The sequence below is a fragment of the Streptomyces sp. NPDC029466 genome, assembly GCF_055574515.1.
The window spans coordinates 29,025-45,088 of record NZ_JBVHZH010000044.1; the positions used below are offsets into that span (position 1 = coordinate 29,025).

15 protein-coding genes and 3 tRNA genes are annotated in these 16,064 nt (G+C 69.1%); 14 read left to right on the forward strand and 4 right to left on the reverse strand.

Translation table 11 applies throughout. From position 1 onward, the window contains the following. Nucleotides 1-201 precede the first annotated feature (201 nt). Nucleotides 202-864 carry an NAD(P)H-binding protein gene (locus ACZ4XD_RS28835; protein WP_450361267.1) on the reverse strand — a complete coding sequence of 221 codons (663 nt, stop codon included), beginning with the start codon at nt 862-864 and terminating at the stop codon, nt 202-204. Nucleotides 865-941: 77 nt separating this feature from the next. Continuing rightward, a complete protein-coding gene (locus ACZ4XD_RS28840; protein ID WP_388198287.1) occupies nt 942-2,204 on the reverse strand; it encodes an amidohydrolase family protein in 1,263 nt (420 codons plus the stop codon). 182 nt (nt 2,205-2,386) lie between these two features. Between ACZ4XD_RS28840 and ACZ4XD_RS28845 the strand changes: the two genes are divergently transcribed. The 6 genes from ACZ4XD_RS28845 (at nt 2,387) to ACZ4XD_RS28870 (ending at nt 4,922) form a co-directional block, all read left to right on the forward strand. Continuing rightward, a tRNA-Thr gene (locus ACZ4XD_RS28845) sits at nt 2,387-2,459 on the forward strand. A gap of 46 nt (nt 2,460-2,505) precedes the next feature. After that, nucleotides 2,506-2,578: transfer RNA gene (locus ACZ4XD_RS28850), tRNA-Met, on the forward strand. An 89-nt stretch (nt 2,579-2,667) separates the two neighbouring features. Continuing rightward, on the forward strand, nt 2,668-2,832 hold the full coding sequence (gene rpmG, locus ACZ4XD_RS28855) for a 50S ribosomal protein L33 (protein ID WP_006604855.1): 165 nt from the start codon (nt 2,668-2,670) through the stop codon (nt 2,830-2,832). A gap of 84 nt (nt 2,833-2,916) precedes the next feature. Next, nucleotides 2,917-3,369, forward strand: a complete 453-nt coding sequence (locus ACZ4XD_RS28860; protein ID WP_042155816.1) for a MaoC family dehydratase N-terminal domain-containing protein — start codon at nt 2,917-2,919, stop codon at nt 3,367-3,369. 1 nt (nt 3,370) lies between these two features. Next, entirely contained in the window at nt 3,371-3,805 is a 435-nt protein-coding gene (locus ACZ4XD_RS28865) for a MaoC family dehydratase (protein ID WP_042155818.1), read from the forward strand. 61 nt (nt 3,806-3,866) lie between these two features. Next, the gene (locus ACZ4XD_RS28870; protein ID WP_468046831.1) at nt 3,867-4,922 is read left to right on the forward strand and encodes a UDP-N-acetylmuramate dehydrogenase; all 1,056 of its coding nucleotides are present in this window, start codon (nt 3,867-3,869) and stop codon (nt 4,920-4,922) included. 103 nt (nt 4,923-5,025) lie between these two features. On the opposite strand, the gene ACZ4XD_RS28875 is transcribed toward ACZ4XD_RS28870, so the two are convergent. Both ACZ4XD_RS28875 and ACZ4XD_RS28880 read right to left on the reverse strand, forming a co-directional pair. Further along, complete coding sequence (locus ACZ4XD_RS28875) at nt 5,026-6,069, reverse strand: adenosine deaminase (RefSeq protein WP_468046833.1); 1,044 nt, start codon at nt 6,067-6,069, stop codon at nt 5,026-5,028. A 122-nt stretch (nt 6,070-6,191) separates the two neighbouring features. After that, complete coding sequence (locus ACZ4XD_RS28880) at nt 6,192-7,427, reverse strand: pyridoxal phosphate-dependent aminotransferase (protein ID WP_468046835.1); 1,236 nt, start codon at nt 7,425-7,427, stop codon at nt 6,192-6,194. Between the two features lie 183 nt (nt 7,428-7,610). On the opposite strand from ACZ4XD_RS28880, the gene ACZ4XD_RS28885 reads away from it, so the two are divergent. From ACZ4XD_RS28885 to rpoB, 8 genes are all read left to right on the forward strand, one after another. After that, nucleotides 7,611-7,683: transfer RNA gene (locus tag ACZ4XD_RS28885), tRNA-Trp, on the forward strand. A gap of 108 nt (nt 7,684-7,791) precedes the next feature. Then, nucleotides 7,792-8,088: a preprotein translocase subunit SecE gene (gene secE, locus ACZ4XD_RS28890; RefSeq protein WP_468046837.1), complete on the forward strand. Its 297-nt coding sequence runs from the start codon at nt 7,792-7,794 to the stop codon at nt 8,086-8,088. Nucleotides 8,089-8,161: 73 nt separating this feature from the next. Further along, nucleotides 8,162-9,028 (forward strand): transcription termination/antitermination protein NusG, encoded by an 867-nt coding sequence (gene nusG, locus ACZ4XD_RS28895; protein WP_398832117.1) that lies wholly within the window; start codon nt 8,162-8,164, stop codon nt 9,026-9,028. 168 nt (nt 9,029-9,196) lie between these two features. Continuing rightward, nucleotides 9,197-9,631: a 50S ribosomal protein L11 gene (rplK, locus tag ACZ4XD_RS28900; RefSeq protein ID WP_009715899.1), complete on the forward strand. Its 435-nt coding sequence runs from the start codon at nt 9,197-9,199 to the stop codon at nt 9,629-9,631. An 82-nt stretch (nt 9,632-9,713) separates the two neighbouring features. Next, complete coding sequence (gene rplA, locus ACZ4XD_RS28905; RefSeq protein WP_042155835.1) at nt 9,714-10,430, forward strand: 50S ribosomal protein L1; 717 nt, start codon at nt 9,714-9,716, stop codon at nt 10,428-10,430. A 434-nt stretch (nt 10,431-10,864) separates the two neighbouring features. Next, complete coding sequence (rplJ, locus tag ACZ4XD_RS28910) at nt 10,865-11,416, forward strand: 50S ribosomal protein L10 (protein ID WP_042155838.1); 552 nt, start codon at nt 10,865-10,867, stop codon at nt 11,414-11,416. 84 nt (nt 11,417-11,500) lie between these two features. Beyond that, nucleotides 11,501-11,887, forward strand: coding sequence for a 50S ribosomal protein L7/L12 (gene rplL / locus ACZ4XD_RS28915; protein ID WP_042155841.1), 387 nt, complete (start codon nt 11,501-11,503; stop codon nt 11,885-11,887). A 621-nt stretch (nt 11,888-12,508) separates the two neighbouring features. Next, complete coding sequence (gene rpoB, locus ACZ4XD_RS28920; RefSeq protein ID WP_042155844.1) at nt 12,509-15,991, forward strand: DNA-directed RNA polymerase subunit beta; 3,483 nt, start codon at nt 12,509-12,511, stop codon at nt 15,989-15,991. Nucleotides 15,992-16,064: the final 73 nt, after the last annotated feature.

Sequence of the window (16,064 nt, forward strand, 5' to 3'; positions counted from 1 at the left end):
ACCCCCCCCCCCCCCCCCCCCCCCCCCCCCCCCCCCCCCCCCCCCTCCCCCCCCCCTCCCCCCCCCCCCCCCCCCCCCCCCCCCCCCGGGCCCCTTCGTCGTTCCCGGCCGACAACAGTGCCGCCGCGGGCGGTATGCCCCACTCTGTTTCGCGTGCTGACCAGCGTGTGTGGGGCACGTGTGGGGCGGCGCGCCCGCCCCTCAGCGCCCGGCCACCGCCCGCACCGCGTCCTCCACCGGTACCTCCCCGCCGATCAGCTCCAGCGTCCGGCCGATGGTGGCGGGCTCGTCGAGCAGCGCCACCAGGGCGGCCGCCACATCGTCCCGGGTCACCTCGCTGCGGCCGGTCGTGTCGGCCAGCGCCACCAGGCCCGTGCCGGGGTCGTTGGTCAGCCGGCCCGGTCGCAGGATCGTCCAGTCCAGCCCGGCGCGGGCCCGTACGTCCGCGTCCGCGGCGCCCTTCGCCCGCAGGTACGCGGCGAAGACCGGGTCGGTGCCCTCGGGGGGCTCACGGTCCGCGCCCATGGACGAGACGACGAGGAAGCGCCGTACCCCGGCCGCCTCGGCCGCGTCCGCGAAGACCGCCGCCGCGCCGCGGTCCACCGTGTCCTTGCGTTCGATGCCACTGCCCGGTCCCGCGCCCGCCGCGAAGACGGCCGCGTCGGCGCCCTCCATGTGCCGGGCGAGATCCTCCACCGACGCCGACTCCAGGTCGCAGACCACCGGTTCGGCTCCCGCGGCCAGCACGTCACCGGCCTGTTCCGGCCGGCGGATGATGCCCGCGACCTCGTCCCCGCGCTTGGCGAGCAACCGCTCCAGCCGCAGCGCGATCTGACCATGTCCACCTGCGATGACAATGCGCATGATCCCGACCGTACGCCGAAGCGCCGCCGCGTAGTGCGGGACCGGCCGGGGGAGCGGCCCTTGTCCCCGCGCGCGGCTCAGCGCTGCGACTGCCGCGGCAGCTCCAGCGCCACCTCCGCCGCCGAGTCGCAGTACTCCCGCACCGCGCTGGTACGGGCGACCACCCGCCCGCGGTGGATCACGATCCGGCTGTACGCGAGCGAGAGCACCCCGGCGATCCGCTCGCCCCGCACCGCCAGCAGCTCCGCGGGGAAGCCCGCCTCGACCCGTACCTCCGGCAGCCCCAGGGTCGCCCGGGCCGCCGAACTCACGCTCTCGTAGGCCGCCTCCGGCGTGGCCTCCCCCAGAGACGCCAGCAGATACGCGGCCTCCAACGGGTCACCGCGCCCCACCGGATTCGCCACGTCCCGCAGCGCCCCGCTGCCCGCCGCCACCTGGACACCGGCCGCCCGCAGCAGCCGTACGGGCGCCGGCCGCGACACCCGCGAGCCGTACCGCTCCAGGCCCGTGCAGTCGCCCTGCGGCAGACAGACGACGGCGACCCCGGCGGCCGCCAGCTGCTCGGCGACCCGCGCCGCCACGCTCCGCGGCATCCGCGCCATCCCGGCACACGGGCCGAGCGCGACGCCCGGCCGCAGCCCGCCGGACATCGCCGCGAACCGCGCCAGCCGCGCCGGATCGTCCCCGTCGGTGTGCAGATCCACCGGGCAGCCGTGCTCCCCGGCCAGCTCCAGAACCGTCTCGACGTACCCGGCCGGATCGGGGTCCAGGTCCGGGCAGCCGCCGATGACCGAGGCGCCCATCTTCACCGCGTCCCGCAGCATCGCCAGCCCGTCCGCCCCTGCCACCCCGGTCAGTACCCGCGGCACCGCGACCGCCGCCAGATCGGCCAGCCCGCGCAGCGACCGGCGCGCCTGGAGCACCGCCTCCAGCGACCGCAGCCCCTGTACGTCGCCGATCCTGACGTGGCTGCGCGAGGCGGTGGCGCCGTGCCCCAGCTGGAGCAGCGCGGCCTCGGTCGTCCGGCGCTGGACGTCCTCGGGCGAACGGGAGGCGGGGCCGTCGGAGTCGGCGGTCAGGGCGGTGTCGCAGTGCGCATGGGGTTCGGCGGGGGCGGGGAGCAGGAGGTAGCCGGCGAGGTCGACGCGGGCGCCCTGCGGGGCGAGGCTGCCGGCCGTCCCGACGGCCTCGATGCGTCCGCCACCGAGCCGTACGTCCACCGTCCGCCCGTCGGCGAGCCGGGCACCGCACAACACGAGCGCGCCGCTTTCCGACCTGGCGAACCGGCCGGGCCCGACGGGCTTTCCCGGCTGCGGCTGCGGCGAACTGCTGTCGGACATCGCGCTCCTCGAAGGCACCGGCGTGCAAGATCACGCAGCGTTCTTCCGAGCCTAGGCCGCTGCCGGGAGAGCGTTGCGCAAGCGCGAAATAGTCGTACCGGTGTGGTGCGCGGGGCCGCTGTGGCACGGCCCGGATACGGATTTCACGTTTGGCGGCGGGCCGTGTAATGTCTTCATCGCTCGCCCCAATAGCTCAGTCGGCAGAGCGTCTCCATGGTAAGGAGAAGGTCTACGGTTCGATTCCGTATTGGGGCTCTGATGTGTGAGGTTCCCGCCTTCGGGCGGGGTCCCCTCGCATCGCAGCGGTGTAGCTCAGTCGGTAGAGCAAGCGGCTCATAATCGCTGTGTCACCGGTTCAAGTCCGGTCACCGCTACTGACAGTAGCCGATTGTGGGGTCGGTCCTCCGATCGGCTACTCTTTTATGCGTTAATCCGACCACCCGTCCGTCCAAGGAGCACTCACGTGGCTGCCACCGACGTCCGCCCGAAGATCACGCTGGCCTGCGTGGAGTGCAAGGAGCGGAACTACATCACCAAGAAGAACCGGCGCAACGACCCGGACCGTCTTGAGATGAAGAAGCACTGCCCCCGTTGCAACTCGCACACCGCGCACCGCGAGACGCGATAACACAGGCTCGTCCGTGAGGCCGTCCCCATTCGTGGGGGCGGCCTCACGGCGTTGTCACCATCAGTACAGGGAGGTTGCGAGCCCATGGCGCTCGACCAGTCTTTTGTCGGACGCACGTACCCGCCCACCGACCCGTACGAGGTCGGCCGGGAAAAGATCCGGGAATTCGCCGAGTCGATCGGCGACCCCAACCCCGCTTACACCGACGCCGAAGCGGCCAAGGCACTCGGATACTCCGATGTGATCGCACCGCCGACTTTTGTGTTCGCCATCACTTTCAAGGCCGCGGGACAGGTCATCGAGGACCCGCAACTGGGCCTGGACTACAGCCGGGTGGTGCACGGCGACCAGAAATTCGCCTACACCCGCCCCGTGCGCAGCGGGGACCGGCTGTCCGTCACCTCCACCATCGAGGCCATCAAGACCATGGCGGGCAACGACATCATCGACATCCGCGGCGAGGTGCACGACGAGGCGGGCGAACACGTCGTGACCGCGTTCACCAAGCTGGTGGCCCGTGCCGCGAAGGAGGCCTGAGATGACCGCGAAGATTTCCTATGACGAGGTCGAGGTCGGCACGGAACTCCCGGCGCAGACCTTCCCGGTGAGCCGCGCCACGCTCGTCCGGTACGCGGGCGCCTCCGGTGACTTCAACCCGATCCACTGGAACGAGAAGTTCGCCAAGGAGGTCGGGCTGCCGGACGTCATCGCGCACGGCATGTTCACCATGGCCGAGGCGATCCGGGTGGTCACCGACTGGGCCGGTGACCCGGGCGCGGTCGCCGAGTACGGGGTGCGCTTCACCAAGCCCGTCATCGTCCCCAACGACGAGACCGGCGCACTGATCGAGGTCAGCGCCAAGGTCGCCGCCAAGCTGGACGACGACGACCGTACGGTCCGCGTCGACCTCACCGCGATGAGCGCCGGCCAGAAGGTGCTGGGCATGTCCCGCGCCGTGGTCCGCCTCGCCTGAGCCGGGGCCGCCGGGGGCGTCCGGCCGAGCGCTGTCGGACCGCCCCCGTACCCTTGTGCGCGTGCAGGAACTCCACGACGCCCCCCTCGCCCCGCTGACCACCTTCCGCCTCGGCGGCCCGGCCACCCGCCTCGTCACGGCCACCACCGACGACGAGGTGATCGCCGCCGTCCGCGCGGCCGACGACACCGGGACCCCGCTGCTGATCATCGGCGGCGGCAGCAACCTCGTCATCGGCGACAAGGGCTTCGACGGCACGGCCCTGCGCATCGCCACCCGCGGTTTCACGCTCGACGGCACGACCCTCACGCTCGCCGCGGGGGAGAACTGGTCCGACGCGGTCGCCCGTACGGTCGAGGCCGGACTGGCCGGTGTGGAGTGCCTGGCCGGCATCCCCGGCTCGGCGGGCGCCACCCCGATCCAGAACGTGGGCGCGTACGGCCAGGAGGTCTCCGCCACGATCACCGAGGTCGTCGCCTACGACCGCCGCCGCGGCGAGACCGTCACGATCCCCAACGCGGAATGCGGCTTCTCCTACCGCCACAGCCGCTTCAAGCAGCACCCCGACCGGTTCGTGGTGCTGCGGGTGCGCTTCGCCCTGGAGGACGCCGGGGGCCTGTCCGCGCCCCTGAAGTACCCCGAGACCGCCCGTGCCCTCGGCGTGGAGGCCGGGGACCGGGTCCCGGCAGCCGTCGCCCGGGAGACCGTGCTGGCCCTGCGCGCCGGCAAGGGCATGGTGCTGGACCCCGAGGACCACGACACCTGGTCGGCGGGCTCGTTCTTCACCAACCCGATCCTCACCGAGGCCGAGCACGCCGTCTTCGTCCGCCGCGTCCAGGACCGCCTCGGCCCCGACGCCGCCCCGCCCGCTTTCCCGGCCGGCGACGGCCTGGTGAAGACCTCCGCGGCCTGGCTCATCGACCGGGCCGGCTTCACCAAGGGCTACGGCAGCGGCCCCGCCCGTATCTCCACCAAGCACACCCTCGCGCTCACCAACCGCGGCGCGGCCACCACCGAGGACCTGCTCGCCCTGGCCCGCGAGGTCCGCGACGGCGTGCACGCGGCCTTCGGCGTCACGCTCGTCAACGAACCCGTCACGGTCGGCGTCAGCCTCTAGCCGGCCTCTGGCCGGCCTCTGGCCGGCCTCTGGCCGGCCTCTGGCCGACCTCTGGCCGACCTCTGGCCGGCCTCTGGCGGGCCTCCAGCGGGCCTGTGGCGCCCTACGCGTCCAGCCAGGCGTCGATCTCCGCCAGCAGCCCCTGCTGCGCGTCCTGCGGCGCGCACGAGCCGCGGACCGACTGCCGGGCCAGCTCGGCCAGTTCGGCGTCGGTGAAGCCGTGCGCGCTGCGGGCGATCTCGTACTGCGCGGCCAGCCGCGCGCCGAACAGCAGCGGATCGTCCGCGCCCAGCGCCATCGGCACGCCCGCGTCGAAGAGCGCCCGCAGCGGCACGTCCTCCGGCTTCTCGTAGACCCCCAGCGCCACATTCGACGCGGGGCACACCTCGCACGTCACCCCGCGCGAGGCCAGCCGGCTCAACAGCACGGGATCCTCCGCGGCCCGTACGCCGTGCCCCACCCGGCCGGCGTGCAGATCGTCCAGACAGTCCCGGACGCTCGCCGGCCCCGACAGCTCACCGCCGTGCGGCGCCGCCAGCAGGCCGCCCTCCCTGGCGATGGCGAAGGCGCGGTCGAAGTCCCGGGCGAATCCCCGGCGTTCGTCGTTGGACAGCCCGAAGCCGATCACGCCGCGGTCGGCGTAGCGCACCGCGAGACGCGCCAGCGTACGGGCGTCCAGGGGGTGCTTCATCCGGTTCGCGGCCACCAGGACGCGGATACCGAGCCCGGTGTCCCGGGAGGCGCTGTGCACCGCGTCCAGGATGATCTCCAGGGCCGGGATCAGCCCGCCCAGCCGCGGGGCGTACGAGGTCGGGTCGACCTGGATCTCCAGCCAGCGCGACCCGTCCCGGACATCCTCCTCGGCGGCCTCGCGCACCAGCCGCTGGATGTCCTCGGGCGTCCGCAGACACGACCGCGCGATGTCGTACAGCCGCTGGAAACGGAACCAGCCGCGCTCGTCCGTGGCTCTGAGCTGGGGAGGCTCACCGCTCCGCAGTGCCTCCGGCAGATGGACGCCGTACTTGTCGGCGAGGTCCAGCAGGGTCGCGGACCGCATCGAACCGGTGAAGTGCAGGTGCAGATGCGCCTTCGGCAACCGGCGCAGGTCTCGGATGGCGGCTTCGCCGCGGGCACGAACGCTCTCCATCCGGAGATCTTGCCGTATGGGAGCGGGCACCGGTAGGGCCTTTCCCGAAGGGGTGTCCGGGGGGACGCGCGAACGGGCCCCGGAACATCGGGGCCCGTTCGCATCGATCGGTGGCTGGTGTCCTACTTGGCCTCGGCCAGCAGCTTCTGGATCCGCGACACGCCCTCGACCAGGTCCTCGTCGCCCAGCGCATACGAAAGCCGCAGGTAGCCAGGGGTGCCGAAGGCCTCGCCCGGGACGACGGCGACCTCCGCCTCCTCCAGGATCAGCTCGGCCAGCTCGACGCTGGTCTGCGGGCGCTTCCCGCGGATCTCCTTGCCCAGGAGCTCCTTGACCGACGGGTAGGCGTAGAACGCGCCCTCCGGCTCCGGGCACAGCACCCCGTCGATCTCGTTGAGCATCCGCACGATGGTCTTGCGGCGCCGGTCGAAGGCGACCTTCATCTCCTCGACGGCCGTCAGATCGCCGGAGACCGCCGCGATCGCCGCGGCCTGCGCGACGTTCGAGACGTTGGATGTGGCGTGCGACTGGAGGTTCGTGGCGGCCTTGATGACGTCCTTGGGGCCGATCGCCCAGCCCACCCGCCAGCCGGTCATCGCGTAGGTCTTCGCCACACCGTTGACGATGATGCACTTCTCGCGCAGCTCGGGCACGACCACCGGCAGCGACGAGAACGCGGCGTCGCCGTAGACCAGGTGCTCGTAGATCTCGTCGGTCAGCACCCACAGGCCGTGCTCGGCGGCCCAGCGGCCGACCGCCTCGACCTGCTCGCGGCTGTAGACCGCGCCGGTCGGGTTCGACGGCGAGACGAACAGCAGCACCTTGGTGCGGTCCGTACGGGCCGCCTCCAGCTGCTCCACGGTCACCCGGTAGCCCGTGGTCTCGTCCGCGACGACATCGACCGGCACCCCGCCGGCCAGCCGGATCGACTCGGGATAGGTGGTCCAGTACGGCGCCGGGACGATGACCTCGTCGCCCGGGTCGAGGATCGCTGCGAACGCCTCGTAGATCGCCTGCTTGCCGCCGTTCGTCACCAGGACGTTCGCGGGCTCGATCTCGTAGCCGGAGTCGCGCAGCGTCTTCGCGGCGATCGCGGTCTTCAGCTCGGGGAGACCGCCGGCCGGGGTGTAGCGGTGGAACTTCGGGTTGCGGCAGGCCTCGGTCGCCGCCTCGACGATGTAGTCGGGCGTCGGGAAGTCGGGCTCACCGGCGCCGAAGCCGATCACCGGGCGTCCGGCGGCCTTGAGGGCCTTCGCCTTGGCGTCCACGGCGAGGGTCGCGGACTCGGAAATCGCACCGACACGGGCCGAGACACGGCGGTCGGCAGGGGACGAAGCGGGAGGAGTGGCAGCGCTCATACCTGCATCGTCCCAGACCTCCGACAAGCCCGGCACATGGATCGGCGGGCACCACCCGGGACGTTTCTGTTCGACGCCCGGCGCTGAAGCACGTACACTCGCTGACCGTTGGCTCCCGACAGGTCGCCGCGGTGCACGCACGTAGTGCAGTCGGCCGCATGCGGTAGGTTGGGGGAACCACAAAGGGTCGTAGCTCAATTGGTAGAGCACTGGTCTCCAAAACCAGCGGTTGGGGGTTCAAGTCCCTCCGGCCCTGCTACACGCACTTCGTCACCACAGTGCGTGCACGCGTACGTATGAAATGCACCGCCGTGCGGCTCAACCGGGCGCGGCACGGCCACGACCCGGATTCAGGTGAGGACGAGTGACGGACGCCCTGGGCTCCATCGACATGCCTGAGCGCGGTCGTTCCGAGGATGAAACCGCGGAATCCCAGAAGAAGCCCCGTCGCGGCGGCAAGCGCGGCAAGAAGGGCCCCTTCGCGCGGCTCGCGCTCTTCTACCGCCAGGTCGTGGCGGAACTCCGCAAGGTCGTCTGGCCCACGCGCAACCAGCTGTCGACGTACACCACCGTAGTGATCGTCTTCGTTGTCATCATGATCGGTCTCGTAACCGTGATTGACTTGGGAATCAACCGAGTCGTCGGGTACGTCTTCGGCTGATCCCGCGGAGGGCGCCTCAGCGGGCGCCCCTTTCGCATGTTCAACCCCTTGAAGCCAGGAAGAAGCAGCCACCGTGTCTGACCCGAACCTGAACGACGCCGCCGACTCCGCCGAGACGGCAGCGGCCGACGTGGACGCGGCTGCCTCGGCCGAGGTCGAGGGCGACGACACCGCGCTTGAGATCGTCGAGGGCGTCGACGAGGTCGACGAGCTCGACGCCGAGGACGCTGCCGCCGGCGAGCCCGCCGAAGAGGCCGCAGTGCACACCGAAGAGGATGCCGAGGCCACCGCCGAGGTCGACGAGGACGAGGAGCAGGAGCCGGTCGACCCGGTGGCCGCCCTCCGCGACGAACTCCGCGGCCTCCCCGGTGAGTGGTACGTCATCCACACCTACGCGGGTTACGAGAACCGCGTGAAGACCAACCTCGAACAGCGTGCCGTTTCGCTGAACGTCGAGGACTACATCTTCCAGGCCGAGGTGCCGCAGGAAGAGGTCGCCCAGATCAAGAACGGCGAGCGCAAGACCATCCGCCAGAACAAGCTCCCGGGCTACGTGCTGGTGCGCATGGACCTGACGAACGAGTCCTGGGGCGTCGTCCGCAACACCCCGGGCGTCACGGGCTTCGTCGGCAACGCCTACGACCCCTACCCGCTGACGCTGGACGAGATCGTCAAGATGCTCGCCCCGGAGGCCGAGGAGAAGGCCGCCAAGGAGGCCGCCGCGGCCGAGGGCAAGCCGGCGCCGTCCCGCAAGGTCGAGGTCCAGGTGCTGGACTTCGAGGTGGGCGACTCCGTCACCGTCACCGACGGCCCGTTCGCGACGCTCCAGGCCACGATCAACGAGATCAACGCCGACTCGAAGAAGGTCAAGGGCCTCGTCGAGATCTTCGGCCGCGAGACCCCGGTCGAGCTGAGCTTCGACCAGATCCAGAAGAACTAGGTTCTTCCGGACCACCAGCCAAATCGACCAGGTCAGACGGGCTCACAGCCGGTCTGACCTGCTCGGTTTTTGGCCGCACGACCATACCCGTTATCGTTGTGCGGTATGCCTCCATCCGGATGACCGGATGGATCGGCGAAACACCTCTCACTAGGACCCGGAGAGAGCATGCCTCCCAAGAAGAAGAAGGTCACGGGGCTTATCAAGCTCCAGATCCAGGCCGGTGCCGCAAACCCGGCTCCGCCGGTCGGCCCCGCGCTGGGTCAGCACGGCGTCAACATCATGGAGTTCTGCAAGGCCTACAACGCCGCGACCGAGTCGCAGCGTGGCATGGTCGTGCCGGTGGAGATCACGGTCTACGAGGACCGTTCCTTCACCTTCATCACCAAGACCCCGCCGGCCGCGAAGCTCATCCTGAAGGCCGCGGGCGTGGAGAAGGGCTCCGGCGAGCCGCACAAGACCAAGGTCGCGAAGATCACGCGTGACCAGGTCCGTGACATCGCCACCACCAAGATGCCCGACCTGAACGCCAACGACCTGGACGCCGCCGAGAAGATCATCGCCGGCACCGCCCGTTCCATGGGCATCACGGTCGAGGGCTGATCCCAGCCCTTCAGGCACCACACGTGGCAGGGCCAGGCGCTGGTCCGCACCACGACTCCACCCCACTGCATCAGGAGCAGAAGTGAAGCGCAGCAAGACTCTTCGCAACGCGGACGCGAAGATCGACCGGGAGCGTCTGTACGCCCCCCTCGAGGCCGTCCGTCTCGCCAAGGACACCGCGTCCGTCAAGTTCGACGCGACCGTCGAGGTCGCCATGCGTCTGGGTGTCGACCCGCGCAAGGCCGACCAGATGGTCCGTGGCACCGTGAACCTCCCGCACGGCACCGGTAAGACCGCCCGGGTCCTGGTCTTCGCGACCGGTGACCGTGCTGCGGCCGCGGAAGCCGCCGGCGCCGACATCGTCGGCTCGGACGAACTGATCGACGAGGTCTCCAAGGGCCGTCTGGACTTCGACGCCGTCGTCGCCACCCCGGACCTCATGGGCAAGGTCGGCCGCCTCGGCCGCGTGCTCGGTCCGCGTGGTCTGATGCCGAACCCGAAGACCGGCACCGTCACCCCGGATGTCGCCAAGGCTGTCACCGACATCAAGGGCGGCAAGATCGAGTTCCGCGTGGACAAGCACGCGAACCTCCACTTCATCATCGGCAAGGTCTCCTTCGACGAGGCCAAGCTCGTGGAGAACTACGCCGCGGCGCTCGAGGAGATCAACCGCCTCAAGCCGTCCGCCGCCAAGGGCCGCTACATCAAGAAGGCCACCATCACCACCACGATGGGCCCTGGCATCCCGGTGGACTCCAACCGCACCCGCAACCTCCTCGTCGAGGACGAGGCCGTCTGATCTTCCCGATCGGCGCCTCGTAGCGTGTGACCACTGTCGTCAGGCCCCGCTCTCCCGCACGGAGGGCGGGGCCTGACGCATGCTGTGCCGCCCTCAGCGGCCGCGCCGGCCCCTGGGGCGAGGACGGGGCGGAGGGCGCGCTCCAGCGGCCGGGAGCGCGGCCGGTGCCCCCTCTCAGTCGATTTGCCTGGCGCAGGGCTCTCCCGTACCGTATGCGGAAGCCAAAGACCGCTGGTTGTCTCTGTGCGCCCGATCCCGGGTGTGCAGTGGCCGAAGGATCCGCTAGCTGCGGACGGCCTGCGCAGGTGTGTATGGATGAACTCCCGGGCGGATTTCTGCCTTGGTCGAGTACGCCCCGTGCGCCTGCGCCGGGGCGTTTGTTTTGCCCAGCCCCTTCTGCGCGGTCCTCATCACCCGGAAGGAGGCCGAGGCTCATGGCGACGTCTGACAAGATCGCAGCCGTTGAGGAGATCACTTCTAAGCTCCGTGACTCCAACGCAGCTGTTGTGACTTCTTACACCGGACTGACTGTGGCGCAGCTCAAGGAGCTGCGTCGTTCTCTCGGCGAGAACGCTCAGTACCGTGTGGTGAAGAACACGCTGACCAAGATCGCGGCCCAGGAGGCCGGGATTCAGCTGGACGAGCACCTCAAGGGCTCGACCGCTGTTGCTTTCGTGACCGGTGACCCGGTCACGGCGGCGAAGGGTCTGCGTGACTTCGCCAAGGAAAACCCCTCTCTCGTCATCAAGGGCGGTGTCCTTGAAGGCAAGGCGCTGTCCGCCGACGAGATCAAGAAGCTTGCGGACCTCGAGTCCCGTGAGGTTCTGCTCGCCAAGCTGGCGGGTGGCATGAAGGCGTCCATGGCCAAGGCCGCGGCGACCTTCCAGGCCCCGCTCACGAAGTTCGCCCGCACCGCGGACGCGCTTCGCAGCAAGGTCGAGCAGGGCGGTGCCGGTACGCCGGCTCCCGCCGAGGCTGCCGAGTAATCACTCGGACGCCCAGCGGGCCCGTAGTACGCCCGCCAGACATGTACATCCGGCACCAGCCGAATTAGTGGAAGGACCGCCACCATGGCGAAGCTCAGCCAGGAAGACCTGCTCGCGCAGTTCGAGGAGATGACCCTCATCGAGCTCTCCGAGTTCGTGAAGCTCTTCGAGGAGAAGTTCGACGTCGAGGCTGCCGCCCCGGTCGCCGTGGCCGCCGCCGGCGCCCCGGGTGCCCCGGCCGCCGCCGCCGAGGAGGAGAAGGACGAGTTCGACGTCATCCTCACCGGTGCGGGCGACAAGAAGATCCAGGTCATCAAGGTCGTGCGTGAGCTGACCTCCCTGGGTCTGAAGGAGGCCAAGGACCTCGTCGACGGCACCCCGAAGCCGGTCCTCGAGAAGGTCGCCAAGGACGCCGCCGAGAAGGCCGCCGAGTCCCTCAAGGGCGCCGGCGCCTCCGTCGAGGTCAAGTGACCCCACTGAGTCTCTGACTCACGTCCACAGCGCCTCTGGCGCGTCGGACACCAGCGAAGGGCGATCACCCATGCGGGTGGTCGCCCTTCGGCGTGCTCGCCACGGCTGCGTTGTCTCGCGCCTGCGTGCGAGTATGGTGATCATCGTTGCCCGGACGTGCCCCCATGTGACGATCTCCCAGAGGTGGGGGGCCTTGACGAACCGGACGCGGCGCGCAATTCTCGGGACGCGACGCAGAAGCGATCCAGGGTTCGAGGCATGGATCGCGGACGAAGAGGGAAGCATCGGTGTGCGCCACTGGCGCAGGGCTTTCGGCAGGCGCATGGCATTGAGAAGAACAAACGAGGGCTTCCTCCGGTGCGGAGGGCGTGACCTCCCGGAGGGAGAAGATCGGTATCACGGTGCTGAACCGGTCTCCGGAAACTCGCTCTGGACATCAGTGTGCCAAGTGGCTACACTGACCCTTTGCGCTGCCTGTTAGCTGCTCCCTGCCCGTCACCAGGGGCATACCCGAGCCCGAGCAAACCTGAATGAACCGCCCTGAACTGGGCTTTTCCTCAGTCTGCTCGATTCGGGACCGGTACGCGCGTAGTGAGTCCGAGCCCTCGGAAGGACCCCCTCTTGGCCGCCTCGCGCAACGCCTCGACTGCCAATACGAACAACGGCGACAGCACCGCCCCGCTGCGCATCTCTTTTGCGAAGATCAAGGAGCCCCTCGGGGTTCCGAACCTCCTTGCGCTGCAGACCGAAAGCTTCGACTGGCTGCTCGGCAATGCCGCATGGAAGGGTCGCGTCGAGGCTGCGCTGGAGAGTGGGCAGGAAGTCCCCACCAAGTCCGGTCTTGAGGAGATCTTCGAAGAGATCTCCCCGATCGAGGACTTCTCCGGGTCGATGTCGCTGACGTTCCGCGACCACCGCTTCGAGCCCCCGAAGAACTCCATCGACGAGTGCAAGGAGCGCGACTTCACGTACGCGGCTCCGCTCTTCGTCACCGCCGAGTTCACCAACAACGAGACCGGCGAGATCAAGTCCCAGACGGTCTTCATGGGCGACTTCCCGCTCATGACGAACAAGGGCACCTTCTGCATCAACGGCACCGAGCGTGTCGTCGTCTCGCAGCTGGTGCGCTCGCCGGGCGTGTACTTCGACAGCTCCATCGACAAGACGTCCGACAAGGACATCTTCTCCGCCAAGATCATCCCGTCCCGGGGTGCCTGGCTGGAGATGGAGATCGACAAGCGCGACATGGTCGGTGTGCGCATCGACCGTAAGCGCAAGCAGTCCGTGACCGTTCTGCTCAAGGCGCTCGGCTGGACCACCGAGCAGATCCTCGAGGAGTTCGGCGAGTACGAGTCCATGCGCGCCACCCTGGAGAAGGACCACACCCAGGGCCAGGACGACGCGCTGCTCGACATCTACCGCAAGCTGCGTCCGGGCGAGCCGCCGACGCGTGAGGCCGCGCAGACGCTGCTGGAGAACCTGTACTTCAACCCCAAGCGCTACGACCTCGCGAAGGTCGGCCGCTACAAGGTCAACAAGAAGCTCGGTGGCGACGAGCCGCTCGACGCCGGTGTGCTGACCACCGATGACGTCATCGCGACGATCAAGTACCTGGTCAAGCTGCACGCCGGCGAGACCGAGACGATCGGCGAGAACGGCAACTCCATCGTTGTCGAGACCGACGACATCGACCACTTCGGCAACCGCCGTCTGCGCAACGTCGGCGAGCTCATCCAGAACCAGGTCCGCACGGGTCTGGCTCGTATGGAGCGCGTCGTGCGTGAGCGCATGACGACCCAGGACGTCGAGGCGATCACGCCGCAGACCCTGATCAACATCCGGCCGGTCGTCGCCTCCATCAAGGAGTTCTTCGGCACCAGCCAGCTGTCCCAGTTCATGGACCAGACCAACCCGCTGTCGGGTCTGACCCACAAGCGCCGTCTGTCGGCGCTGGGCCCGGGTGGTCTCTCCCGTGAGCGGGCCGGCCTGGACGTCCGTGACGTGCACCCCTCGCACTACGGCCGCATGTGCCCGATTGAGACCCCTGAAGGTCCCAACATTGGTCTCATCGGCTCGCTGGCCTCCTACGGCCGGGTCAACGTCTTCGGCTTCATCGAGACGCCGTACCGCAAGGTCGTCGACGGCCAGGTCACGGAGGAGGTGGACTACCTCACCGCTGATGAGGAGGACCGCTTCCTGATCGCCCAGGCCAACGCGAAGCTGACCGACGACATGCGCTTCGCCGAGCAGCGTGTCCTGGTCCGCCGTCGTGGCGGCGAGGTCGACCTGGTCCCGGCCGACGAGGTCGACTTCATGGACGTCTCGCCGCGCCAGATGGTGTCGGCCGCGACCGCCATGATTCCGTTCCTCGAGCACGACGACGCCAACCGCGCGCTCATGGGATCGAACATGATGCGCCAGGCCGTTCCGCTGATCAAGGCGGAGTCGCCGCTGGTCGGCACCGGCATGGAGTACCGCTGCGCGGTCGACGCCGGTGACGTCATCAAGGCGGAGAAGGACGGTGTGGTCCAGGAGGTCTCCGCGGACTACATCACCGTCGCCAACGACGACGGCACGTACACCACGTACCGCGTCGCCAAGTTCACCCGCTCCAACCAGGGCACCTCCTTCAACCAGAAGGTCGTCGTGGACGAGGGCGCGCGGGTCATCGAGGGCCAGGTCCTCGCCGACGGTCCGTCCACGGACGAAGGCGAGATGGCGCTCGGCAAGAACCTGCTCGTGGCGTTCATGCCGTGGGAGGGCCACAACTACGAGGACGCGATCATCCTGTCGCAGCGCCTCGTGCAGGACGACGTCCTCTCCTCGATCCACATCGAGGAGCACGAGGTCGACGCCCGTGACACCAAGCTGGGCCCCGAGGAGATCACCCGGGACATCCCGAACGTCTCCGAAGAGGTCCTCTCCGACCTCGACGAGCGCGGCATCATCCGTATCGGTGCCGAGGTCGTCGCCGGCGACATCCTCGTCGGCAAGGTCACGCCCAAGGGTGAGACCGAGCTGACCCCCGAGGAGCGCCTGCTCCGCGCGATCTTCGGTGAGAAGGCGCGCGAGGTGCGCGACACCTCGCTGAAGGTGCCGCACGGTGAGATCGGCAAGGTCATCGGCGTCCGCGTCTTCGACCGCGAAGAGGGCGACGAGCTGCCCCCGGGCGTGAACCAGCTGGTCCGCGTCTACGTCGCGCAGAAGCGCAAGATCACCGACGGTGACAAGCTCGCCGGCCGTCACGGCAACAAGGGCGTCATCTCGAAGATCCTGCCGGTCGAGGACATGCCGTTCCTGGAGGACGGCACCCCGGTCGACATCATCCTCAACCCGCTGGGTGTCCCGTCCCGAATGAACCCGGGACAGGTCCTGGAGATCCACCTCGGCTGGCTCGCCAGCCAGGGCTGGAAGGTCGAGGGCGGCGAGGAGTGGCAGCAGCGTCTGCAGGCGATCGGCGCCGACGACGTCGCGCCGCGCACCAACGTCGCGACCCCGGTCTTCGACGGTGCGCGCGAGGACGAGCTGGCGGGTCTCTTCGACTCGACGCTCCCCAACCGCGACGGCGAGCGGATGGTCAAGAGCTCCGGCAAGGCCCAGCTGTTCGACGGCCGCTCCGGTGAGCCGTTCCCGGACCCGATCTCGGTCGGGTACATGTACATCCTCAAGCTGCACCACCTGGTCGACGACAAGCTCCACGCGCGTTCGACCGGTCCGTACTCGATGATCACCCAGCAGCCGCTGGGTGGTAAGGCTCAGTTCGGTGGCCAGCGGTTCGGTGAGATGGAGGTGTGGGCGCTGGAGGCATACGGCGCCGCCTACGCCCTCCAGGAGCTGCTGACGATCAAGTCCGACGACGTGACCGGCCGCGTGAAGGTCTACGAGGCCATCGTCAAGGGCGAGAACATCCCCGAGCCCGGCATTCCCGAGTCCTTCAAGGTGCTCATCAAGGAAATGCAGTCCCTGTGCCTCAACGTGGAGGTGCTGTCCTCGGACGGCATGTCCATCGAGATGCGCGACACCGACGAGGACGTCTTCCGCGCTGCGGAGGAGCTCGGCATCGACCTGTCCCGGCGCGAGCCGAGCAGCGTCGAAGAGGTCTGACGGGAGTTCGGCCGGGGAGCCAGTGATGGTTCCCCGGCCGGCCCCAGGACCCCCGTTTCAGACCCCAAGACTT